The organism is Streptomyces odontotermitis, assembly GCF_050510915.1.
Taxonomy (GTDB): Bacteria; Actinomycetota; Actinomycetes; order Streptomycetales; family Streptomycetaceae; genus Streptomyces.
Window position 1 is genome coordinate 146,032 of sequence record NZ_JBNJLS010000007.1, and the last position, 18,943, is coordinate 164,974.

Consider the following 18,943-nt stretch of genomic DNA (forward strand, 5'->3'; position numbering starts at 1 on the left):
ACGCGAGGCCACACCAAGTCCTTCGACTGGAACCTCGGCAAGGGCCGCGGAGCCAAGGTGTACCTCTACACGTCCTGACCCGGCACCTCCACCGAGCGCCCGCGGGCCCGGCCCGTGGGCGCTCGGTGGGGTCAGGGGCCGACTGCGGCGCCCGGCGCCGCCTCCAGCTCCCTCTTCAACGCCGCCAGCGTCGTCCGCATCGTCCGCTCGTTGTGATCCGCCCGCGGCCCCGTGTGCCCGAGCCGCTCGTACGCCCGGCCGAGCAGCGTCCCGAAAGGGCCCACGCGCAGGTCGTGCCAGGTCTGCTCGACGCGTGTGCCGTGCTCGGTCGGGGTGAAGGTGAAGGTCCAACGGGACACAGGGAGCGGGGAGTTGACCTCCCAGGTGAGGGTGTGGCCGGGGTGGGCGCGGGTGATGGTGCAGCGGGTGGTCCAGCGGCCGTGCTCGGTGCGGTTGGTGCCGGTGAAACGGGCGCCGACCACGGCTCGGGTGGCGCCGTCGAGCCACGTCCCGCCCGTGCACTCGGGGCTCCACTCGCCCATGCGCGTCACATCGGCGACCGCCGCCCAGGCCGCCTGCGGGGTGATGCCGTCGATGTCCGCGCGCACCGTCACCGTGCGCCGGGGCTCGGCCGCGGCGGGCGCGGGGGAGCCGCCGGGGCGGGCCAGGACGACCGTGCCGTGGGCGGGGACCAGCGTGACGTGGTGGGTGCGGGGTCTCTCCGGGGCCGGGTCGGGGACGGTCAGGTCCGTGCGGGTCAGCACCTCACGGATGATCACTTTCATCTCCAGCAGCGCCAGTTGGGCGCCCACGCAGTAGCGGCGCCCGCCTCCGAACGGCATCCACGCCCGCCCGGCCCGCGCCGCCTCCGCGCCGAGGAACCGCTCCGGGCGGAACGCGTCGGGGTCGGGGTAGGCCGTCGGGTCGCGGTGGACGAGGGGGATGAGCGGTCCCGCGTACCAGCCCGCGGGGACCTCGTAGCGGCCTAGCTTCAGCGGGGCGTCGAGGAGGCGCGGCGCGTCGTACACGACGGGGCGGGCGCGGAGGACCTCCTTCACCACGGCCTCCAAGTAGCGCTCCTCCGCCCCGCGTTCGAGCTCGGCACGGAGCCTGGCCAGGACGTCCGGGCTGCGCAGGAGCCGCTCGAAGGCCCAGGCGAGACCGGTGGCTGTGGTCTCGTGCCCGGCTTCCAGGAGGGTGATCAGTTCGTCGCGCAGCTCCTGGTCGCTGAGCGGGCGGCTGCTCTCGTCGCGCGTCTCGATCAGCCGCGACAGGACGTCGGTGGCGCCGGGCACGGGCTGTGCGCGGCGGCGCCCGATCTCCTCGTAGAGGAGCGCGTCCACGGAGTCGCGCAGGCGCATGAAGCGCGTCGTCGGCAGGAAGCCGAGGCGGAGCGGCAACGGGGACTCGCGCAGCCACGCGCTGATCCGCGGCGGCGTCATGAGCAGCGCCGCCGAGCCGCCGACCCGCACCAGTTCGGGGATCAGGGTCCGCAGCCGGGCAAGGCGGTCGGTGTCGCGGATGCCGAAGACGAGGCGGAGGATGACCTCCAGGGTGATGTGCTGCATCGCGTCGCGCAGCACGAACGGCCTTCCGCGCGGCCAGCGTTCGATCTCGGCGGCCGCGATCCGGGCGATCTCGTCGCCGTACCGCGCGATGGCCCTGCCGTGCAGCGGCGGGCTCAGCAGCCGCCGGTGCCGCCACCACGGATCGCCGTCCAGGCTGAGCAGCGAACCCTTGCCGACGAGCGGCTCCAGGACCCGCCGCCGCACCTCGCCGGCCCGCCCGGTCCCCGCGTCCACGGAGTACACCCGCTCCGCCAACTCGGCGCTCGCGACCATCACTTCGGGCGGGAAGCCCAGCAGCCGCACGGTGAAGGCCGGGCCGTACCGGCGCCGCGCTGACCGGGTGGCGGCGCCCGGCGCGGCCAGGAACATCAGGGTCTGCAGCAGTGCGGGCAGCGGGGAGCCCGGGGGCGGCGGGGAGCCCGAAGGCGGCGGGGCGGGCGGCATCGGCACGCTCCTCATCGACGAGGTCGGTCGGGGCCCGGGGCCCGGCCCGTGACTGCGGGCTGGCCCTGCCTCTCGCGACGGTCCGGTCCCTCGTGCGGTCCGGTCTCTCGCAGGGGGCGTAGGGGGCCGTAAGGGTCCTGCCTCTCGTACGGTACGGAGGTGCACCGGGCGTGTATAGCGCGCCAAGGGCCCCCGCGCCCGCCCGGGATCAGCCTGCTCCTGCCCAGGGTTGCCCCGCTCCTGCCCAGGGTTGCCCCGCTCCTGCCCGGGATTGCCCCGCTCTTGCCCGGGGCTGCCCGCGGTCGCCCCGCGATCCCTCAGTCGTCGAGCAGTCGCCACGCGGTGAGCGCGAGCCGCGCCCGGAGCAGGCCGTCCGGCTCGGTGAGCTCGAAGTCCAGCTCCTTTCCCAGCTGTTCGAGGCGGCGGGCGACGCTGCTGTGGTGCAGATGCAGCAGTTCGGCGGTGCGGCGGAGCGAGCCCGCGGCGCAGTACGCGTCCAGGGTCGTGAGGCGGTCTTGGTGATCCGCGTGGTCCGAGTGGTCTGCGTGGTCCGGGCGGTCCGGATGACCGGCGATGCGGGCGACAGCGGCCACGTCGGCGTTGGCGCGCGCGACGTCCGGGGGCACCTCGGCGAGCAGGGCGAGGGCGCCCAGGCTGTCGTGGTGGACGACCGGTCGGCGCGGGGTGGCGAAGCGCAGGGCGGTGCGCGCCTCGCGCCAGGAGCGGTCGGCGTGGTCGGGGCGTGCGGCGGCGCCGATGCCCGCGCACACCTCCGCCGGGAACCCGGACGCGTCGACGGAGGCCGCCACGAGGGCGCCCACGTCGGCCAGTGGCGCCGCCTTGACCAGGTGGTCCGGGCAGATCAGGGCGCCGATGCGGTCGAGCGGCAGGTCCGTGCGCACGGCGACGACGAACAGCGGCCCGTCGGCGGCGAATCCGAGCAGCCGCAGCGCCCGGGCCCTGGCCGCCTCGTCGCTGTCGGCGCTGACCACCAGCTCGACGAGGGCGGGATCGGCCATGGTGGTGCGGGCCGGCCCGTAGCGCTCGGCGACCGCCGCGACGGCGATGGCGAACCGGTCCAGCAGGGCCTCGTCGAGCGGATTGGGCGGACCGGGTCGCTCCAGCCACACGGTGCCGATCTCCTCGCCGTCGAGGGTGACGGGCGCCGAGCAGGATGCCGCTGGAGTCGGGGCCGGGGCCGGGGCCGAACTCGGGGGCGTGGCAGTGGCCGACGCATCCGAAGCCGGAGCCGGAGCCGGAGCCGGAGCCGGAGCGGGAGCAGGAGCTGGGGCCGGAGCGGGAGCCGAACTCGGGGCCGTGGCGGTGGCCGGCGCACCCGAAGCCGCACCCGGCGCCGGACCCGACGCGGCCCACGTGGCAGATGCGGTTGATGTGGCTGACGCCGCTGGCGCGGGCGATGCGGGCGATGCCGCCGACGCGGCTGACGCGGCCGACGTGGCCGACACGATCGGCGCCACCGGCGCCACCGGCGCCACCGGCGCCACCGGCGCCACCGCCCCCGCCGCCCCCAACACCCCCTCGGGACCAGGAGCCGGTCGGCCGTCGGGCCCCATGCGGATCACCCGGCCCGAGCCGTGCAGCCGGACCCCGGCCACGCACTCGGCCAGGGCCGCCGAGGCCCGCGCGAGCACCGGGAGGTCCACTCGTCGCCGCATCAGCGTGTCGTAGAACATGACCACGCGGACCACGCCCTCGGAGTGCGGGTCCAGGTGCGACAGTCGCAGGGCCAGTGCCTCCATGGCAGGAGGATAGGCCGCAAGTGGCCCGCTGTGAGCGCCAGTTGGCGGACGGCGAGGGGCGGATGTCCGACGCACGGCGGATGAGCGCGGGGGCGGGCGCGCGCCACGATGGCCGTCATGGACCCCGAACTCGAAGCATTCGTCCCGCTGTTCCCCCACTCCGATCTGACGGACCCGGCCGCCGAGCGGAAGAAGCTCGCCGAGCTGGCCGCCGCCGTGCCCGCACCGGACACCTCGGGCATGGACGTCGAGGACCGCACGGTGCCGGGCGAGGGCGGCGATCCCGGCGTGCCGGTGCGGATCTACCGCCCGCGGCAGGCGCAGGGCGCCATCATCTGGCTGCACGGCGGCGGCTGGGTCACGGGCGGCCTGGACACCGAGCACCCCGGGGCCGCCTGGGTCGCGACGAGCTCCGGCGCGGTCGTGATCTCGGTGGGCTACCGGCTCGCCCCCGAACACCGCTTCCCCGCCGCGCTGGACGACGCGTACACCGTGCTGACCTGGGTGGCGGGGAACGCCGCCGCTCTTGGTGTCGCGCCCGAGCGGATCGCGGTCGGGGGGCACAGCGCGGGCGCGAACCTCGCCGCCGCGACGGCGCTGCGGGCGCGGGACGAGCAGGGACCCGCGATCTGCTTCCAGCTGCTCAACCAGCCCGCCCTCGACGACCGGCAGGACACCTGGTCGCAGCGGACCTTCACGGACACGCCCTGGGTGACGCGGCACAAGCAGGCCGTCGCGTGGAAGCACTACCTGGGCTGGCAGACCGCGACCCCGTACGCCGCCCCGGCGCGGGCCACGGACCTGTCGGGGCTGCCGCCCGCCCACATCGCCACCGCGGAGTTCGACCCGAACCGCGACGAGGCCCTCGTGTACGGGCTGCGCCTGCTGCAGTCCGGCGTCTCCGTCGAACTACACCAGTGGCCCGGCACCTTCCACGGCTCCCAGGCGATCGTGTCCGCCGACGTCTCACAGCGGCAGATCGCCGAACTCGGCGCCACCCTGCGGCGGGCCCTGGCCGCCTGACACCCGGGCGGCCCAGAGCGCCCAGGGGCCCGGGGCACTCAGGCGTGCTCGGCGAGCAGTGCCTCCACCTCGTCCCGGTGCGGGGACGAGCCCTGCGCGCCGGTCCGCGTCGTGCTGATCGCCGCCGCCGCGGACGCCCAACGCGCCGCCTGCTCCAGGGAGTTGCCCTCGGCCAGGGCCACCGCGAGAGCGCCGCAGAAGGCGTCGCCCGCGCCCGTCGTGTCCGTGGGGCGGACCGGGAAGGCCGGGATGTGCAGGCTCGCCGAGCCCTCCAGGAGGAGGACGCCGTCGCCGCCGAGCGTCACCAGGACGGCGTCCGCGCCGGAGAGCTTGCGGGCCGCCGCGGTGACCTCGTCGATGGTCTCGGGCTCCGCCGAGCCGGTGAGGGCGGCGAGTTCGGTGCGGTTGGGGATGAGCAGGTCGACGTGGGCCGGAGGCTCGGCGCCGGTGACGGCGGGGGCCGGGTTGTAGAGGACCATGCCGCCCGCGAGCCGGGCCGCCGCGTGGTTGGCGGCGTCCGGCACCTCCTGCTGGAGCACGGTGACCCGGGCCGAGCGCAGCGCCTCCGCGGCCGCCTCGCAATCGGCCGCCGTCAGGCGGGAGTTGGCGCCGGGGCTGACGATGATGGAGTTCTCGCCGGCCGGGTTGACCGCGATCAGCGCGCGCCCGGTGGGCACGTCGCGCGTGCGCAGCAGGTGTGTGGTGTCCACGCCGTGGCCGCGGGCCGACTCCATGAGGACGTCCGCCGCGTCGTCGTCGCCCACGCGCCCCACCAGGGTGACGGCGCCGCCGAGCCGGGCCGCCGCCACGGCCTGGTTGGCGCCCTTGCCGCCGGAGTGCTGCGCGATGTCGCCGCCGAGCACCGTCTCACCGGGCACGGGGTGGTGGGGGACGGGTGCGACCAGGTCCAGATTGAGGCTTCCTACGACCGTAATCACTCTGCTGCTTCTTCCTTTGAGTCCTGCGAGCCCTGCGAGTTCTGTGAGCCCTGCGGGTTCTGTGAGTCCTGTGAGTTCTGTGAGTCCTGCGGGTTCCGAGAGGGGGCGAGGGGCGCCGGAGCGTCCGGCGCCGCCGCGTGCCGGGGCGCACTGGAACCCCGTACGACAAGTTCGGGAGCCAGCCGTATCGCCCGCTGAGCCGGTGTGCCGCCCTCCCCGGCCAGCCGCCGGTCGAGCAACCGGGCTGCCTCGGCGGCGAGTTCGGCCACGGGCTGGCGGACCGTGGTGAGGCCGGGGGCCGCGAGGCCCGCGAGCGGGATGTCGTCGAAGCCCGTGACGGCGACGTCGTGGGGGACCCGGGCGCCGAGCTCGTGCAGCCGCTGCAGCGCGCCCGCCGCGATGAGGTCGTTGGCGCAGACGACGGCGTCGGGCCGGTGGTGCCACACCGCGTCGACGGCGGCCCGGCCCCACTCCACGGAGAAGTCCCCGAGCACGATGCGGCCCGGCGCCTCCGGGTCGAGCGCGCCCGCGCCCGCCTCGTACGCGGCCCGGCGCTCGGCGGCCGCCGACGCGGTTCCGGCGGCGCCGAGGAAGCAGACCCGGCGGCGCCCGGCCGTGGCGAGGTGGTCGAGGACGAGCGCCATGCCGGCCGCGTTGTCGACGGCGACGGAGTCGGCGATGCCCGGACCGCAGCCGCGGTCCATCAGGACCAGCGGCACCCGGGCCGCGGCCAGGGCCACCGCCTCGCGGCTGCGGCGCGCGTCGGCCGGGATGACCAGGAGCGCGTCGACCTGGCGGCCGAGCAGATCGGCGAGGTGCTCGGCCTCGGCGGCCGGGTCGTCGTCGCAGTCGGCGAGCAGGACCGCGCGCCCGTCGGCGTGCAGGGCGTGCGTCAACTCCCGTACGAGAGCGGGGTAGAAGGGGTTGGTGATCTGCGGCAGGACCAGGCCGACCGTGCCGGTGGCCTTGGAGCGCAGGGCGCGGGCCGCGTGGTTGGGGCGGTAGCCGAGCCGCTCGGCGGCCGCGCGCACCCGCTCGGCGGTCTCGGCGCCGACGGGGCGGGTCCCGGCGAGCACCCGGGAGACCGTGGCGACCGAGCAGCCGGAGGCCAGGGCCACATCTCTGAGCGTTACGTCCGCCACGCGGTGGACACCCCTTCGGTAAGTTTCGGCAAACGTTATCAGCGGCCCGCCCGCTCGGCCAGGGTCGATTTCTCCCGCTTCTTTCTCCACCTATCCGTACTGAACGGACAGGATCCGGGTCGCACTGTCCGGGTGTGCGGTGGACCATTGACATAATTCGCACCTGCGCACAGAGTCTCGGGAGAACGTTTTCCCGAGGGTGGCGCTGCCGCACAGCTGCATGACCGCACGACCGCACAGCCGCCCTGCCGAACAAAGAGGTTCCGCGATGCCCCGAAAGATCATTCTCGACTGCGACCCGGGCCATGACGACGCGATCGCCATGCTCCTGGCCCACGGAAACCCGGACGTCGAGCTGGTCGCCGTGACCACCGTGGTCGGCAACCAGACGCTGGAGAAGGTCACCCGCAACGCCCTCTCCGTGGCGCGCATCGCGAACATCACCGGCGTCCCCTTCGCGGCGGGCTGCCCCCGGCCCCTCGTGCGCACGGTCGAGACGGCCCCCGAGATCCACGGCGAGAGCGGCATCGACGGCCCCGTGATGCCCGAGCCGACCCTCGGCCTCGACCCCCGGCACGCCGTCGACCTCATCATCGACACGGTCATGTCCCACGAGCCCGGCGAGATCACGATCGTCCCCACCGCCGGGCTCACCAACATCGCCCTCGCCGTCCGCAAGGAGCCGCGCATCGCCGAGCGGGTCCGCGAGGTCGTCCTCATGGGCGGCGGCTACCACGAGGGCAACTGGAGCCCGGTCGCCGAGTTCAACATCAAGATCGACCCCGAGGCCGCGCACATCGTCTTCAACGAGCGCTGGCCGGTCACCATGGTCGGCCTCGACCTCACCCACCAGGCCCTGGCCACCCCCGAGGTCACCGAGCGCATCGCGAAGGTCGGCACCGGACCGGCGGTCTTCGTCAACGAACTGCTCGACTTCTTCGGCGCGATGTACCTGGAGAACCAGGGCTTCGAGGCCCCGCCCGTGCACGACCCGTGCGCCGTCGCCTACGTCATCGACCCGTCCGTCATGACCGTGCGCAAGGCCCCCGTCGACATCGAGCTCACCGGCACGCTCACCCTCGGCATGACCGTCGCCGACTTCCGCGCGCCCGCCCCCGACGACTGCCGCACCCAGGTCGCCGTCAAGCTGGACCACCAGCGCTTCTGGGACCTCGTCGTGGACGCTCTCGTCCGGATCGGTGACGTGCGCCCGTGAACGCCTCCCTCGCCGACGCCCCCGCCCAGCGGACCGGCGGGCGCCCCACCCGCGTCTGGGTCCTGGTCACCGCGCTCCTCGCGGCCTGCTTCGCCTTCCAGCTGAACGCGAGCATGCTCAGCCCGGCCCTCAAGAACGTCGAGGACTCCCTCGGCGCCACCACCGCCGAAGTCGGCCTCACCCAGACCGCGTTCTTCACCTCGGCGGCCCTCTTCTCCCTCTTCCTGCCGCGCCTCGGCGACCTCATCGGCCGCCGCAAGGTGCTCACCGGGATGCTCGCCCTGATGGTCGTCGGCTGCGTCGTCGCCGCGCTCGCGCAGAGCGTGCCGGTGCTCTTCGCGGGCCGTGTCATCCAGGGCGTCTCCGGGCCGACCGTGCCGCTCTGCCTGATCATGCTGCGCAACGAGGTGCACGAGCCGAAGAAGTACGGCACGCTGCTCGGCGTCATCACCGCCGTCAACGGCGGCATCGCGGGCGTCGACTCCATCGCGGGCGGCAAGCTCGCCGACAACTACGGCTTCCACTCGGTGTTCTGGGTCATGGCCGTCGTCGCCGCGCTCGCCACCGTCCTCGTCGCGACGCTCACCCGCGAGTCCGTGGCCGACGGCACCGCCGAGAGCGAGCGCCGCATGGACTGGCCGGGCGTCGCCCTCCTGGTCGTCTCCGTGGGCGCCGCCCTGATCGCCCTCAACGAGGCGGGCAAGCTCGGCAAGGCCAACTGGCCGCTCGTCGCGGGCCTGCTGGTGGTCGCCGCGCTCGCCTTCGCCCTGTTCTGGCGCACCGAGGACCGCAGCAGCCACCCGCTGGTCGCCACCCACCACCTGCGCGAGCGCTCCACCTGGGCGCTGCTCCTGACCACGGTGCTCACCATGACCGGTGTCTTCGCGGTCATGAACGGCATGATCCCCGCGTTCGCCCAGGACGCCGGGATCGGCTTCGGCATGAGCGCCGAGCAGTCCGCGTGGTGGACCCTCACCCCGTACGCCCTCGCGGGCCTCGCGATGGGCCCGCTCGCGGGACGGCTCGCCGCCACCTACGGCTACGGCCGCATCCTGCGCCTCGGGCTCGTGGGCTCCGTCGCGACGGTGGCCCTGATGATCGTGATGCTGCACGGCGACTCCCGGGCGCTGCTGCTCGCCGCGTCGCTGCTGCTCGGCGTCGCGTACGCGGGCATCGGCAACATCGTCCTCAACGGCCTCGGCATCGTGCTCTCCCCGCGCGACAACCCGGGCTTCCTGCCCGGCCTGAACGCGGGCGCCTTCAACCTGGGCGCGGGCCTCAGCTTCGCGCTCCTGTACGCGGTGCAGACGGCGGCCCAGCCCGCGGACAAGGCGTCGGTCGGGGGCTACTCGGCGGGCATGATCGCGGGCGGGGTACTGCTCCTGATCGCCCTGCTCACGTCGTTCCTGATCCCCAAGCCGGTCGCGGCGGAAGCGGCGGACTGAGCGTCCGGCGCCGGAAGGCGAGAGAGGGGCCCGCGTCGCCGCGGGCCCCTTTTCCGTATGCGCGCCCGTCCTTCTCCGTACGGGCGTTGCGTGCGTACCGCGCCGGACGGGTGCGGCGTAGCGTGACCGGATGCCCTCCGAGAAGCGTGAGACGCCCGCAACGCCCCGCATCCCGCCGCAGCCCCCGCAGGAGTGGGCCGAGGAGCTGCGGGAGACGCTCACCGCCGATGTCAGCGGGCTCGGCCTGGGGCTCGCCACCCTCGGCGAGGCCCGCATCTTCTCCACACTCGCCCGCCACCCCGAGCTCTTCCAGGTGTGGCTGCCGTTCGGGGTGAAGCTGACCGGCGGCGAACTGCCCGCCACCGACCGCGAGTTGCTCATCCTCCGGGCGGCCCACAACTGCGCCTCCCCCTACGAGTGGGGCCACCACGCGCGGACCGCCGAGCGGGTCGGACTCTCGGCGGCCGAGGTCGCGCGGGTCGCGGACGGCCCGGACGCCCCCGGCTGGAGCGAGCGGCAGGCGCTGCTGCTGCGGGCGGCGGACGAGCTGCACACCGCGGCCCGCATCGCGGAGGAGACCTGGCGGGGCCTGGCTCGGCTCCTCACCGAGCACCAGCTCATCGAACTCCCCATGCTGGTGGGCCACTACCACCTGATCGCCTTCACGCTGAACTCGCTCGGAGTCCAGCCGGAGGACGGCCTGCCCCCGCTTCCTCCCGCCTGAGGGCGCGCTGTCACACGTCCCGGCGGTCCACCGTCACGACCGCCAGGGCCGCCGCCCCGAGCGCCCACAGCCCGAGCACCGTCCACGAACCGGCGACCGTCGCCGGATACGGGTCGGGCCGCATGAACTCGACGGACATGGCGACGAGTTGTTCCCACGCGCCCATCGGCGTCGCGTGCCGCACCACGGCCGCCCAGTGGTACTTCCTGTCGTCGATGAACGACGGCAGCATGATCAGGCCGAGCGTCGTGACCGCCACGCTCCCCGCCCCGTGCCGCACCACCGACCCGATCCCGAGGCCCGCGAGCGCGCACACGGGGGCGAGCAGCGCCGACGCGAGCACGACCCGCAGCGCCCCCGGATCGCCGAGCGAGACCTCCGCGCCCCGCCGCGCCAGGATCGACTGGGTGGCCCAGAAGGACGCGAGGGAGCACACCGCCCCGTACGCCGTCATCACCCCCGCGACGACGGTGACCTTCGCGGCGACCAGCGAGCGCCGCGCGGGCACCGCCGCGAACGTCGTCCGCACCAGGCCCTGCGCGAACTCGCCGACCAGCACCATGGCCCCGACCCCGCACGCGACCAGCATGAGGACGGCCGCCGCCCCGTCGGTGAACGCGTCCCGCAGCGCCCCGGCCGGCGCGAAGCCGGCGCGGACGGCGGGCTCGTAGCGGGGCCAGTTCAGATAGTCGGCGTACGCGGCGTTCGCGTTGAGGGCGACGACCACGAGGGCGGCGAGCCCGAGGCTCCAGGGCGTCGAACGCAGCGCCCACAGCTTGATCCACTCGGCGGCCAGGAGGTCGCGGAAGCGGGGGCGTGCGTCCTGGGCGCGGCCGGTGGCGGTCGGCGAGGCAAGACCTGTCGTGGCGGTCATCGGTGGTCTCCGGCGGTGTACTCGACGCGTCCGGCCGTGAGTTGCATGAAGGCGTCCTCCAACGAGGCCGTACGCGGCGTCAGTTCATGCAGCGGCAGCCGGTGCTCCAGCGCCAGCCGGCCGATCCGCGCGGCGCCGAGCCCCGTCACCCGCAGCGCCCCCTCGCCCGCGCCCCGCACCTGCGCGCCCGCGCCGGACAGCACGCCCGCGAGGGCGGTGGCCTCCGGTGAGCGCACCAGGACGTTCGTGCCCGTGGCGCGCGCCGCGAACTCCGCGACCGTCTCGGCGGCGATCAGCTCGCCGCGCCCGATGACGACGAGCCGGTCCGCGGTGTGCTCCATCTCCGTCATGAGGTGGCTGGATACGAAGACCGTGCGGCCCTCGCCGGCGAGGCGCCGGAACAGCCCGCGCACCCACAACACCCCTTCCGGATCAAGCCCGTTGACGGGTTCGTCGAAGAGGAGGACCGGCGGGTCGCCGAGCAGGGCGGCGGCGATCCCCAGCCGCTGCTTCATGCCGAGCGAGAAGCCCCCGATCCGGCGCCGCGCCGCGTGCGCGAGCCCCACCTCGTCGAGCACCTCGTCCACCCGGCGGCGCGGGAGGGCGTTGGTGCGGGCCAGGGCCGCGAGGTGGGCCCGCGCGGTGTGTCCCTTGTGCGCGTCGTGCGCGTCGAGGAGCGCCCCGACGTGCCGCAGGCCGCGCGGCCGGTCCCGGAACGGGCGGCCGTCGATCGTGGCGGAGCCGCTGCTGGGCGCGTTCAGCCCGAGGAGCATCCGCAACGTGGTGCTCTTGCCCGCCCCGTTGGGCCCGAGGAAGCCGGTGACCTGCCCCGGGCGGACGGTGAAGGTGAGCCCGCTGACGGCGGTGTTCGGGCCGTAGCGCTTGGTGAGTTCCCTGACATCGATCACGCGCTCCACGGTGTCGCGCGGCGCGGCCCGCGGGCATCGGGCCGTCGGCGACAACCGGGGCGGTCGCGTACGACCACGGGCTTAATCCCCTGGTCTATCCCCTCTGACCAGGGGTTTGGCTACGATCGGCGCATGTCCGCCACGCTCCGTGCCCCGATACCCACGCGGCTGCCGCCGGGCGCCCGCGCGGCGCTCGCCTGGTGCGCCGCGTTCGCCTACCCCTTCCTGGCGGGCTTCGCCGCGATCCTCGCCAAGGACACCTCCGGCGAACTCCGGCTGCTGGGGCCCGCGGTGGCGACGGTGCTGACCTTCCCGCTGCTGCGCCGCCGCCCGCTGCCCGCCCTGCTCCTGCTGCTCGTGGGGGCGACCGCCGCGACCCTCCTCGTACCGGAACCCTCCTACGTCAACGGGGTCGAGATGGTCCGTCAGGAGCGGACGGAGTGGTACGCGTACCCGCTGGCCCTCGCCGCCGACCTCGCCGTGGCCCACATCGCCGCCACCCGGCGCCGCCGGCTCTCCCTCACCGCCGCCGCCCTGACCTGTCTGAGCCAGGTCGGCGCCGCCCTCGTGTACGTCCATGGGCCCAACGCGCTGGGCAGCAGCGCCCTGTTGCTCCTCCTCGCCGTGACGACGTCCTGGTTCGCCGGGGACGCGCGGCGCCAGCGCCGGGACCACGCCGAGACGCTGCGCGCCCAGGCCGTGGCCGCCGAACGGCTGCGCATCGCCCGGGAGTTGCACGACATGGTCGCGCACAGCATCGGCATCATCGCGATCCAGGCGGGGGTGGGGCGGCGGGTCATCGAAACCCAGCCCGCCGAGGCCCGCGCCTCCCTGCGGGTCATCGAGGACACCAGCCGCGACACCCTGTCCGGGCTGCGCCGGATGCTGGGCGCCCTGCGCCGTGTCGAACCGGACGGCGGCGACGCGGAGTCCGTCCCCCTCGACCCGACGCCCGGCCTCGCCGACCTGGACCGCCTCGTCGCCGCCGCGCGGGACGCCGGGGTCGAGGTCGACGTGCGGCTGCGGGGCGCCGGACCGGAGCGCGGACTCCCCGCGGAACTGGACCTGTCCGCGTACCGCATCGTCCAGGAAGCCGTCACCAACGTGGTGCGGCACGCGGGCACCGGCCGCTGCCGCGTCACCGTCGACCGGCGGGAGCAGGAGCTCGGCATCGAGATCGCCGACGACGGCAGGGGCGGCGTCGTCTCCGGCTCGGGCTACGGCCTGGTCGGCATGCGCGAGCGAGTCGCCCTGCACGGCGGGGAGTTCACGGCGGGCCCGCGCCCCGAGGGCGGCTTCCGGGTGGCGGTGCTGCTGCCCGTACCGGCGGAGGCGGCGCGATGAGCGACGTGCACACGGGGGTCGATGAGGGTGCGGGGCGGCCCGTGCCCGTGCCCGTGCGCGTCCTCCTCGTCGACGACCAGCCCCTGGTCCGCAACGGCCTGCGCGTGCTCATCAACGACCACCCCGACCTGACGGTGGTGGGCGAGGCCGGGACCGGCGGCGAGGCGGTCGCGCTGGTCAGGGACACCGCGCCCGACGTCGTCGTGATGGACATCCGCATGCCCGGCATGGACGGCATCGAGGCGACCCGGCAGGTCACCCAGGGGCCCGCCCCGGCCCGTGTCGTCGTCCTGACGACGTTCGACGACGACGAGTACGTGTACGCGGCGCTGCGCGCGGGGGCCAGCGGCTTCCTCGTCAAGGACATGGCGCTCGACGACATCCTCGCCGCGATCCGCGTGGTCGCCGCCGGGGACGGCCTCATCGCGCCGAGCGTCACGCGGCGCCTCATCGCGGAGTTCGCGGCCCGCCCCGAGCCGACGCCGCCGCGCCGTGCGGCCGGGACGGGCGGCCCCGGCGGCTCCGGCGGCCCCATCGGGCTGGTCACGGAACGCGAGCGCGAGGTGCTCACCCTCGTCGGCCGCGGCCTGTCCAACACCGAGATCGCCGCGGAGCTGTTCATCACCGTCGCCACGGTCAAGGCGCACGTGGCCCGCCTCTTCACCAAGCTGGAGGCTCGCGACCGGGTCCAACTGGTCATCATCGCGTACGAGTTGGGGCTCGTCTCGGCGTCCGGCTGACCGCTCGCTGTCGGCCGGACGCCGTCAGGGGGACCTCGGGTACACGGCGTCCAGGAGGTCGCGTACGAAACGGTCGAGGTCGTCGAGCCCGGCCGCCGCGAGGGTCGCGGGGCCGCCCGACAGGAGGTGCGGGATCGCGGCGTGCAGCGCGAGCGTCACCGCCGCGTTCCGCTCCGGCGTGACCGGCAGCCCGGCGGCCCGCTGGAGCAGCTCGAACCCGGCGAAGTCACAGGCCCCGATGGGGTCGAGCGTCTCGGCGAGCCAGGGCCTGCGCGCAGACTCGGCCTGGAGCTCCAGATAGGCGAGGAGCCGCCCCCGGCCCGGCCCCGCGACGTTCTCCAGGAGCGTCCGGAACACGGTGGCGAGCCCGTCGCGATCGCGCGGCCCCGGCCCGCTCGCCGCCTGCTCGGTGAGCGTCCGGTACTGCTCCAGGCAGCGCTCGGCCGCCGTGCGCAGCAGGGCCTCGCGGGTGGGGAAGTAGTTCTTCGTCGTGCCGGAGGGCACCTCGGCGGCCGTGTCGACGGCCCGGTGCGTGAGGCCGCGCCCGCCCGCTTCGGCCAGCACCTCGATGGCCGCGTCCCGCAGCCGCTCCCGGCGGTCCGCATTCACCGTGCGCACTCTTCTCTTCGCTGCATGCCTTGAGCTTACTACCCCAGCCGTGGTACCACAGGTGTGGTAGTCGCTGCGATGGATGCCTCTGGAGGGACGTCATGAGCGGAACGGCAGTCGTGGTGGGCGCGGGCATCGGCGGCCTGGCGACGGCGCTCGGGCTGCGCCGTGCGGGCTGGTCGGTGTCGGTCCTGGACCGCAGGCCGGACGTCGAGCGCTACGGAACGGCCTTCGGCATCCACCCCACCGCGCAGGCCGCGCTCGAACGCCTCGGCGCGGGAGGGGAGTTCTGGTCCCGCGCGGTGCCCTACCGGGGCGCCCGGATCCGCACCCCCGACGGCACGGTCCTCGCGAGCCTGCCCCTGGAGCGCATCGAGAAGAGGGCCGGCCGCCCCGAACTCCTCATCTCCCGCCCGTACTTGGTGGACGGCCTTCTGGAACGGCTGGCGGCCTTCGGCGACGTACCCCTGAAGTTCGGCGAGCGCGTCGAGGGCGCCGACGACGTGGCGAAGCTGCTGTCCGACCATCACCTGGTGATCGGCGCCGACGGCATCAACAGCGCCGTCCGGACGGCCCGGTTCGGCACCCGCTCCGCTCCCCGGCGCATCGGCACGGTCGCCTGGATCGGCACCGCGGACTTCGAGACGGGCGTGTACGGGGAGACGTGGGGGAGTGGCCGCTTCTTCGGCATGACCCCCGTCGAGCCTGGCCGCACCAACTGGTACGCGACGGTGCCCGAGGCGACCACGGCCACCGAACTGCGCGCCGCCTTCGCGGACTGGCACGCCCCGATTCCCCGCATCCTCACCGACACCGACCCGGACACCTGGATCCGCTACGAGATGCGGCACCTGTATCCGGCCCTGCCGACCTTCGTCGCCCCGTCCGCCCCGTCCGCCCCGTCTGTCCCGTCTGCCCCGTCCGCTCCGGTGGCCCTGGTCGGCGACGCGGCCCACGCCATGACCCCCAACCTCGGCCAGGGCGCCTGCACGGCGCTCCTCGACGCGGAGGCGCTCACGCGCGCGCTCGCGGACCACGGCCCCGAGGGCCTGCCGGCCGCCCTGCGCGCCTACGACAAGGAACGCCGCCGCAGCGCCCAGCGGGTCGCACTGGGCTCACGCACCCTGCACCGCTTCATGAGCGTGCGCCGCACGGGCCTGCGGAACGCGCTGCTGCGCACCCTGCCCGGCTGAGTGGCTCAGCCGGGGGACACGTCGGGCAGGAGCTGGCGCAGCATCGCCTCGAACTCGTCGGTCGTCGGCGGCTCGTCGGCCATGAGGGCCTGGAGCAGCAGACCGTCGTAGGCGTTGACGAAGACCTTGGCCCGCAGCGGGTCGTCGGTGAAGAGCCGGGCGAAGTCGTCGAGCGTCCGGTGCCAGAGCCGGGTCGGGCCGCGCAGGTCCGGGCGGCGGGAGGCGAGCAGGCAGAGTTCGAACTCGGCGAGCAGATGCCCGGGGCGCGTGAGGATGTCCGTCATGAGGAGGGCGAGCTTGCGGCGTGGGTCGGTGCCGTCCGCGGGCGCCTCCGCGAGTGCGCGCAGCCGCTCCGCGTCCTCGTTCATGCAGGTCGTGAGGGCCGCGGTCAGCAGCGCGTCGATGCTCTCGAAGTAGTAGGTGCTCGCGGTGACCGGAAGCCCCGCCTCGCGGCCGACGCTGCGGTGGCTGACGCCCGAGGCGCCATCGCGTTCGATCACGCGCAAGGTGGCCTCGATGAGTGCGCGTCGACGGCGTTCGCCCTTGGCCCGGCGGCCGTCGGTGCTCGGCTCGTTCAGTGTGGATCTCCCGTCCGGTCGTGCTCACCCGCGACGATACCCGGGCGCCGGTGTCACCTGCCGGGCAGGTGACACCGGCGCGGAGCAGCGGCTTCGGCCTCGCTCTCAGCCGCAGACCGCGAGGGTGGTGTCCTGCGCCGGTTCCGCCGCCCGGGCGTCGGCGCGCGCGGTCTCCGCCATGAGGTGCCGGTGGCCGAGCAGCGTCGTGAGCAGGGCGAGCGCGCCCACGGTCACGGCCACCGTGAACCCCGCCCGCGTCCCGAAGGAGTCGACGACCTGTCCCGAGGCGGCGGCGCCGAGCGCCACCCCGACCTGGAGTCCCGCGATCATCCAGGTCATCCCCTCGGTGAGCCGGGAGGCGGGGGCGACCTTCGCCACGATGCCCATGACGGTCACCATGGTGGGCGCGAAGAACACGCCTGCGAAGAAGACCGCCAAGGACAGGGTCGCGATGCTGTTCACGACGAGGAACGGCAGCGTCGTCAGGGCGGTGCCGGTCACCCCGAGCAGCAGCAGCCGGGGCAGCGGAACGCTCAACTTCAGTGCCCCGAAGGCCAGTCCGGACAGGGCGGACCCGACGGCGTACACGGCGAAGACGATCCCCGCCGCCCCCTTCTGCCCCTGGTCGGCGGCGAAGGCCAGGCCCATCGTGTCGACGGTCCCGGCGATGGCGCCGCCGAACATCAGCGTGAGGGCGGGCAGCAGGACGGCCCGTGACCTGATCACCGAGCGCCCGGTGGCGGGCCCGTCCGTGCGCACCGGCGGTTCGGTGCGCTTCTGCGGCACGAAGAGCAGCACGCCGACCGCGAGCAGGACCGTCGCCACGATCGGCCCCGCCTCCGGGAACAGGGTGGTGCCCAGCATCACGGCGATGGCGGGTCCGACGATGTACGTGAGCTCGTCCACCACGGACTCGAGCGAGTACGCGGCGTTGAGCTGCGGCGAGTCGCGGTAGAGGTGCGTCCAGCGGGCCCGGACCATCGCGCCCATGCTGGGCATGAAGCCGGCCAGGAACGCGAAGACGAAGAGGGTCCACACGGGGGCGTCGTAGGACGCGCACAGCAGCAGCCCGCCGAGGGCGGCGACGCTGACGCCGGTGGCGGGCAGCAGGACCCGCCCCTGGCCCAACCGGTCCACCACGCGCGAGATCTGAGGGGCTATCAGCGCCATGGCCAGGGTGAACGTCCCGGCGACGGCGCCCGCGAGCGCGTACTGCCCGCGCAGTTCGGAGAGCATCGTGAGGATGCCCATGTGGGTCATGGGCAGCGGCAGCCGGGCGAGCAGCCCGGCGGCCGAGAAGCCGAGGGTGCCGGGTGCGGAGAAGAGCCGGCGGTAGGGGTCAGCCATGGCCCGTCCCCTGGTCGCATGTGGGCAGCGGGAAGTGGTGCATGAGGGCCTCCGCGGCGCATCACGAGAAACTTGAACGAATGACTTAGTTTCTATCACGGGGGGGCCTGCCCCACGCCGACGAGGGGGCGCGACGTGGGCATGGACCCCACACCCCCGGCGCGCTTTGTGGGTTCCGGTGCCATAGGACCCGCGTACGGCCGTCCCTACGGTTTCCGCCATGACAAGCGCATTTCCCGAGGCCGGCTTCCTCGCCGGCCGCACCGCCCTGGTGACCGGCGGCGGCAGCGGCATCGGCCGGGCCTGTGCCGCGGCCCTCGCCGGAGCGGGCGCCGCCGTGCACGTGGTGGACGTGGACGCGGCGGCGGCCAAGGCGGTGGCCGAGGAGACCGGCGGCCAGGCCCACGTCGCCGACCTCGCCGACCCCGCCGCCATCGGTCAACTCCCCGCCGCCGTCGACATCCTGGTCAACAACGCCGGACTCCAGCACGTGGCACCGCTCACCGACTTCCCGCCGGAGCGCTTCGCCCTCATCCAGCAGGTCATGGTCACCGCGCCGTTCCTGCTCCTGCGCCACACCCTGCCGCACATGTACGCGGCGGGCTGGGGCCGCGTCATCAACATCTCCAGCGTCCACGGCGTGCGCGCGAGCGCCTACAAGAGCGCGTACGTCGCCGCCAAGCACGCCCTCGAAGGGCTCAGCAAGGTCGCCGCCGTGGAGGGCGCCCCGCACGGCGTGACCAGCAACTGCGTCAGCCCCGGCTACGTCCGCACCCCCCTGGTCGAGGGTCAGCTCCACGACCAGGCCAGCGCCCACGGCATCACCCCTGACGCGGTCCTGTCCGACGTGCTCCTGACCCGCTCCCCGGTCAAGCGCCTCCTCGAAGCGGAGGAGGTGGCCGCGGCGGCGCTCTGGCTGTGCGGCCCCCACTCCGGCTCCCTCACGGGCACGTCCCTGCCCCTGGACGGCGGCTGGACGGCCACCTGATCCCACCGGCGCCTGATTCCCGACCGATCCGCTCTCCGTTCCTGACCAATCCGCTCTCCCCCCGGCTCCGGATTACGCGCGAGATCGCGTCCGCGGCCGAGC

At 74.3% G+C, this 18,943-nt stretch carries 16 protein-coding genes and 2 pseudogenes; 8 read left to right on the forward strand and 10 right to left on the reverse strand.

What is annotated here, in order from left to right; translation table 11 throughout:
- Positions 1 to 131 precede the first annotated feature (131 nt).
- From ACQB60_RS21570 to ACQB60_RS21580, 3 genes and pseudogenes are all read right to left on the reverse strand, one after another.
- A complete protein-coding gene (locus ACQB60_RS21570; protein ID WP_496927689.1) occupies positions 132 to 2,012 on the reverse strand; it encodes a cytochrome P450 in 1,881 nt (626 codons plus the stop codon).
- A 317-nt stretch (positions 2,013 to 2,329) separates the two neighbouring features.
- A pseudogene (locus ACQB60_RS21575) lies at positions 2,330 to 3,226 on the reverse strand (PucR family transcriptional regulator); the annotation flags it as partial.
- Positions 3,227 to 3,562: 336 nt separating this feature from the next.
- Positions 3,563 to 3,772 (reverse strand): annotated as a pseudogene (locus tag ACQB60_RS21580) (PucR family transcriptional regulator); the annotation flags it as partial.
- Between the two features lie 117 nt (positions 3,773 to 3,889).
- Here ACQB60_RS21580 and ACQB60_RS21585 point away from each other — a divergent pair.
- A complete protein-coding gene (locus ACQB60_RS21585; RefSeq protein ID WP_496927690.1) occupies positions 3,890 to 4,795 on the forward strand; it encodes an alpha/beta hydrolase in 906 nt (301 codons plus the stop codon).
- Between the two features lie 38 nt (positions 4,796 to 4,833).
- Here ACQB60_RS21585 and rbsK read toward each other — a convergent pair whose 3' ends face one another.
- Both rbsK and ACQB60_RS21595 read right to left on the reverse strand, forming a co-directional pair.
- Positions 4,834 to 5,733, reverse strand: coding sequence for a ribokinase (gene rbsK / locus ACQB60_RS21590; protein ID WP_496927691.1), 900 nt, complete (start codon positions 5,731 to 5,733; stop codon positions 4,834 to 4,836).
- Positions 5,730 to 6,875, reverse strand: a complete 1,146-nt coding sequence (locus ACQB60_RS21595; RefSeq protein ID WP_496927692.1) for a LacI family DNA-binding transcriptional regulator — start codon at positions 6,873 to 6,875, stop codon at positions 5,730 to 5,732. Before ACQB60_RS21595 ends, rbsK begins: the two co-directional genes overlap by 4 nt.
- Before the next feature lie 268 nt (positions 6,876 to 7,143).
- Here ACQB60_RS21595 and uriH point away from each other — a divergent pair, with 268 nt between their 5' ends.
- The 3 genes from uriH (at position 7,144) to ACQB60_RS21610 (ending at position 10,260) form a co-directional block, all read left to right on the forward strand.
- A complete protein-coding gene (gene uriH, locus ACQB60_RS21600) occupies positions 7,144 to 8,091 on the forward strand; it encodes a uridine-preferring nucleoside hydrolase UriH (protein WP_496927693.1) in 948 nt (315 codons plus the stop codon).
- Complete coding sequence (uriT, locus tag ACQB60_RS21605; protein ID WP_496927694.1) at positions 8,088 to 9,536, forward strand: uridine transporter UriT; 1,449 nt, start codon at positions 8,088 to 8,090, stop codon at positions 9,534 to 9,536. The genes uriH and uriT overlap by 4 nt, the downstream gene beginning before the upstream one ends.
- Positions 9,537 to 9,666: 130 nt before the next feature.
- On the forward strand, positions 9,667 to 10,260 hold the full coding sequence (locus tag ACQB60_RS21610) for a carboxymuconolactone decarboxylase family protein (RefSeq protein ID WP_496927695.1): 594 nt from the start codon (positions 9,667 to 9,669) through the stop codon (positions 10,258 to 10,260).
- 10 nt (positions 10,261 to 10,270) lie between these two features.
- Here the strand turns inward: ACQB60_RS21610 and ACQB60_RS21615 are convergent, their stop codons facing one another.
- Together ACQB60_RS21615 and ACQB60_RS21620 are read right to left on the reverse strand one after the other, a co-directional pair.
- Positions 10,271 to 11,134 carry an ABC transporter permease gene (locus ACQB60_RS21615; RefSeq protein WP_496927696.1) on the reverse strand — a complete coding sequence of 288 codons (864 nt, stop codon included), beginning with the start codon at positions 11,132 to 11,134 and terminating at the stop codon, positions 10,271 to 10,273.
- Positions 11,131 to 12,042: an ABC transporter ATP-binding protein gene (locus ACQB60_RS21620; RefSeq protein WP_496927697.1), complete on the reverse strand. Its 912-nt coding sequence runs from the start codon at positions 12,040 to 12,042 to the stop codon at positions 11,131 to 11,133. Before ACQB60_RS21620 ends, ACQB60_RS21615 begins: the two co-directional genes overlap by 4 nt.
- 132 nt (positions 12,043 to 12,174) lie before the next feature.
- Here ACQB60_RS21620 and ACQB60_RS21625 point away from each other — a divergent pair, with 132 nt between their 5' ends.
- Both ACQB60_RS21625 and ACQB60_RS21630 read left to right on the forward strand, forming a co-directional pair.
- On the forward strand, positions 12,175 to 13,386 hold the full coding sequence (locus ACQB60_RS21625; RefSeq protein WP_496927698.1) for a sensor histidine kinase: 1,212 nt from the start codon (positions 12,175 to 12,177) through the stop codon (positions 13,384 to 13,386).
- Positions 13,383 to 14,126: a response regulator gene (locus ACQB60_RS21630; protein WP_496927699.1), complete on the forward strand. Its 744-nt coding sequence runs from the start codon at positions 13,383 to 13,385 to the stop codon at positions 14,124 to 14,126. Before ACQB60_RS21625 ends, ACQB60_RS21630 begins: the two co-directional genes overlap by 4 nt.
- A 24-nt stretch (positions 14,127 to 14,150) precedes the next feature.
- Here the strand turns inward: ACQB60_RS21630 and ACQB60_RS21635 are convergent, their stop codons facing one another.
- A complete protein-coding gene (locus ACQB60_RS21635; protein ID WP_496927954.1) occupies positions 14,151 to 14,735 on the reverse strand; it encodes a TetR/AcrR family transcriptional regulator in 585 nt (194 codons plus the stop codon).
- Positions 14,736 to 14,836: 101 nt separating this feature from the next.
- Here ACQB60_RS21635 and ACQB60_RS21640 point away from each other — a divergent pair, with 101 nt between their 5' ends.
- Complete coding sequence (locus ACQB60_RS21640; protein WP_496927700.1) at positions 14,837 to 15,928, forward strand: FAD-dependent oxidoreductase; 1,092 nt, start codon at positions 14,837 to 14,839, stop codon at positions 15,926 to 15,928.
- A 5-nt stretch (positions 15,929 to 15,933) separates the two neighbouring features.
- Here ACQB60_RS21640 and ACQB60_RS21645 read toward each other — a convergent pair whose 3' ends face one another.
- Both ACQB60_RS21645 and ACQB60_RS21650 read right to left on the reverse strand, forming a co-directional pair.
- A complete protein-coding gene (locus tag ACQB60_RS21645) occupies positions 15,934 to 16,428 on the reverse strand; it encodes a TetR/AcrR family transcriptional regulator (protein ID WP_496927701.1) in 495 nt (164 codons plus the stop codon).
- Between the two features lie 183 nt (positions 16,429 to 16,611).
- Positions 16,612 to 17,853, reverse strand: a complete 1,242-nt coding sequence (locus tag ACQB60_RS21650; protein ID WP_496927702.1) for an MFS transporter — start codon at positions 17,851 to 17,853, stop codon at positions 16,612 to 16,614.
- Positions 17,854 to 18,073: 220 nt separating this feature from the next.
- Here ACQB60_RS21650 and ACQB60_RS21655 point away from each other — a divergent pair, with 220 nt between their 5' ends.
- Positions 18,074 to 18,841, forward strand: coding sequence for a 3-hydroxybutyrate dehydrogenase (locus ACQB60_RS21655; RefSeq protein ID WP_496927703.1), 768 nt, complete (start codon positions 18,074 to 18,076; stop codon positions 18,839 to 18,841).
- Positions 18,842 to 18,943 lie beyond the last annotated feature (102 nt).

Coding starts and splice junctions, on each gene's coding strand:
- ACQB60_RS21570 (WP_496927689.1), bottom strand. CDS start 2,012: ATGCCGCCCGCCCCGCCGCCTTCGGGCTCCCCGCCGCCCCCGGGCTCC.
- ACQB60_RS21585 (WP_496927690.1), top strand. CDS start 3,890: ATGGACCCCGAACTCGAAGCATTCGTCCCGCTGTTCCCCCACTCCGAT.
- uriH (WP_496927693.1), top strand. CDS start 7,144: ATGCCCCGAAAGATCATTCTCGACTGCGACCCGGGCCATGACGACGCG.
- ACQB60_RS21610 (WP_496927695.1), top strand. CDS start 9,667: ATGCCCTCCGAGAAGCGTGAGACGCCCGCAACGCCCCGCATCCCGCCG.
- ACQB60_RS21615 (WP_496927696.1), bottom strand. CDS start 11,134: ATGACCGCCACGACAGGTCTTGCCTCGCCGACCGCCACCGGCCGCGCC.
- ACQB60_RS21625 (WP_496927698.1), top strand. CDS start 12,175: ATGTCCGCCACGCTCCGTGCCCCGATACCCACGCGGCTGCCGCCGGGC.
- ACQB60_RS21630 (WP_496927699.1), top strand. CDS start 13,383: ATGAGCGACGTGCACACGGGGGTCGATGAGGGTGCGGGGCGGCCCGTG.
- ACQB60_RS21640 (WP_496927700.1), top strand. CDS start 14,837: ATGAGCGGAACGGCAGTCGTGGTGGGCGCGGGCATCGGCGGCCTGGCG.
- ACQB60_RS21650 (WP_496927702.1), bottom strand. CDS start 17,853: ATGGCTGACCCCTACCGCCGGCTCTTCTCCGCACCCGGCACCCTCGGC.
- ACQB60_RS21655 (WP_496927703.1), top strand. CDS start 18,074: ATGACAAGCGCATTTCCCGAGGCCGGCTTCCTCGCCGGCCGCACCGCC.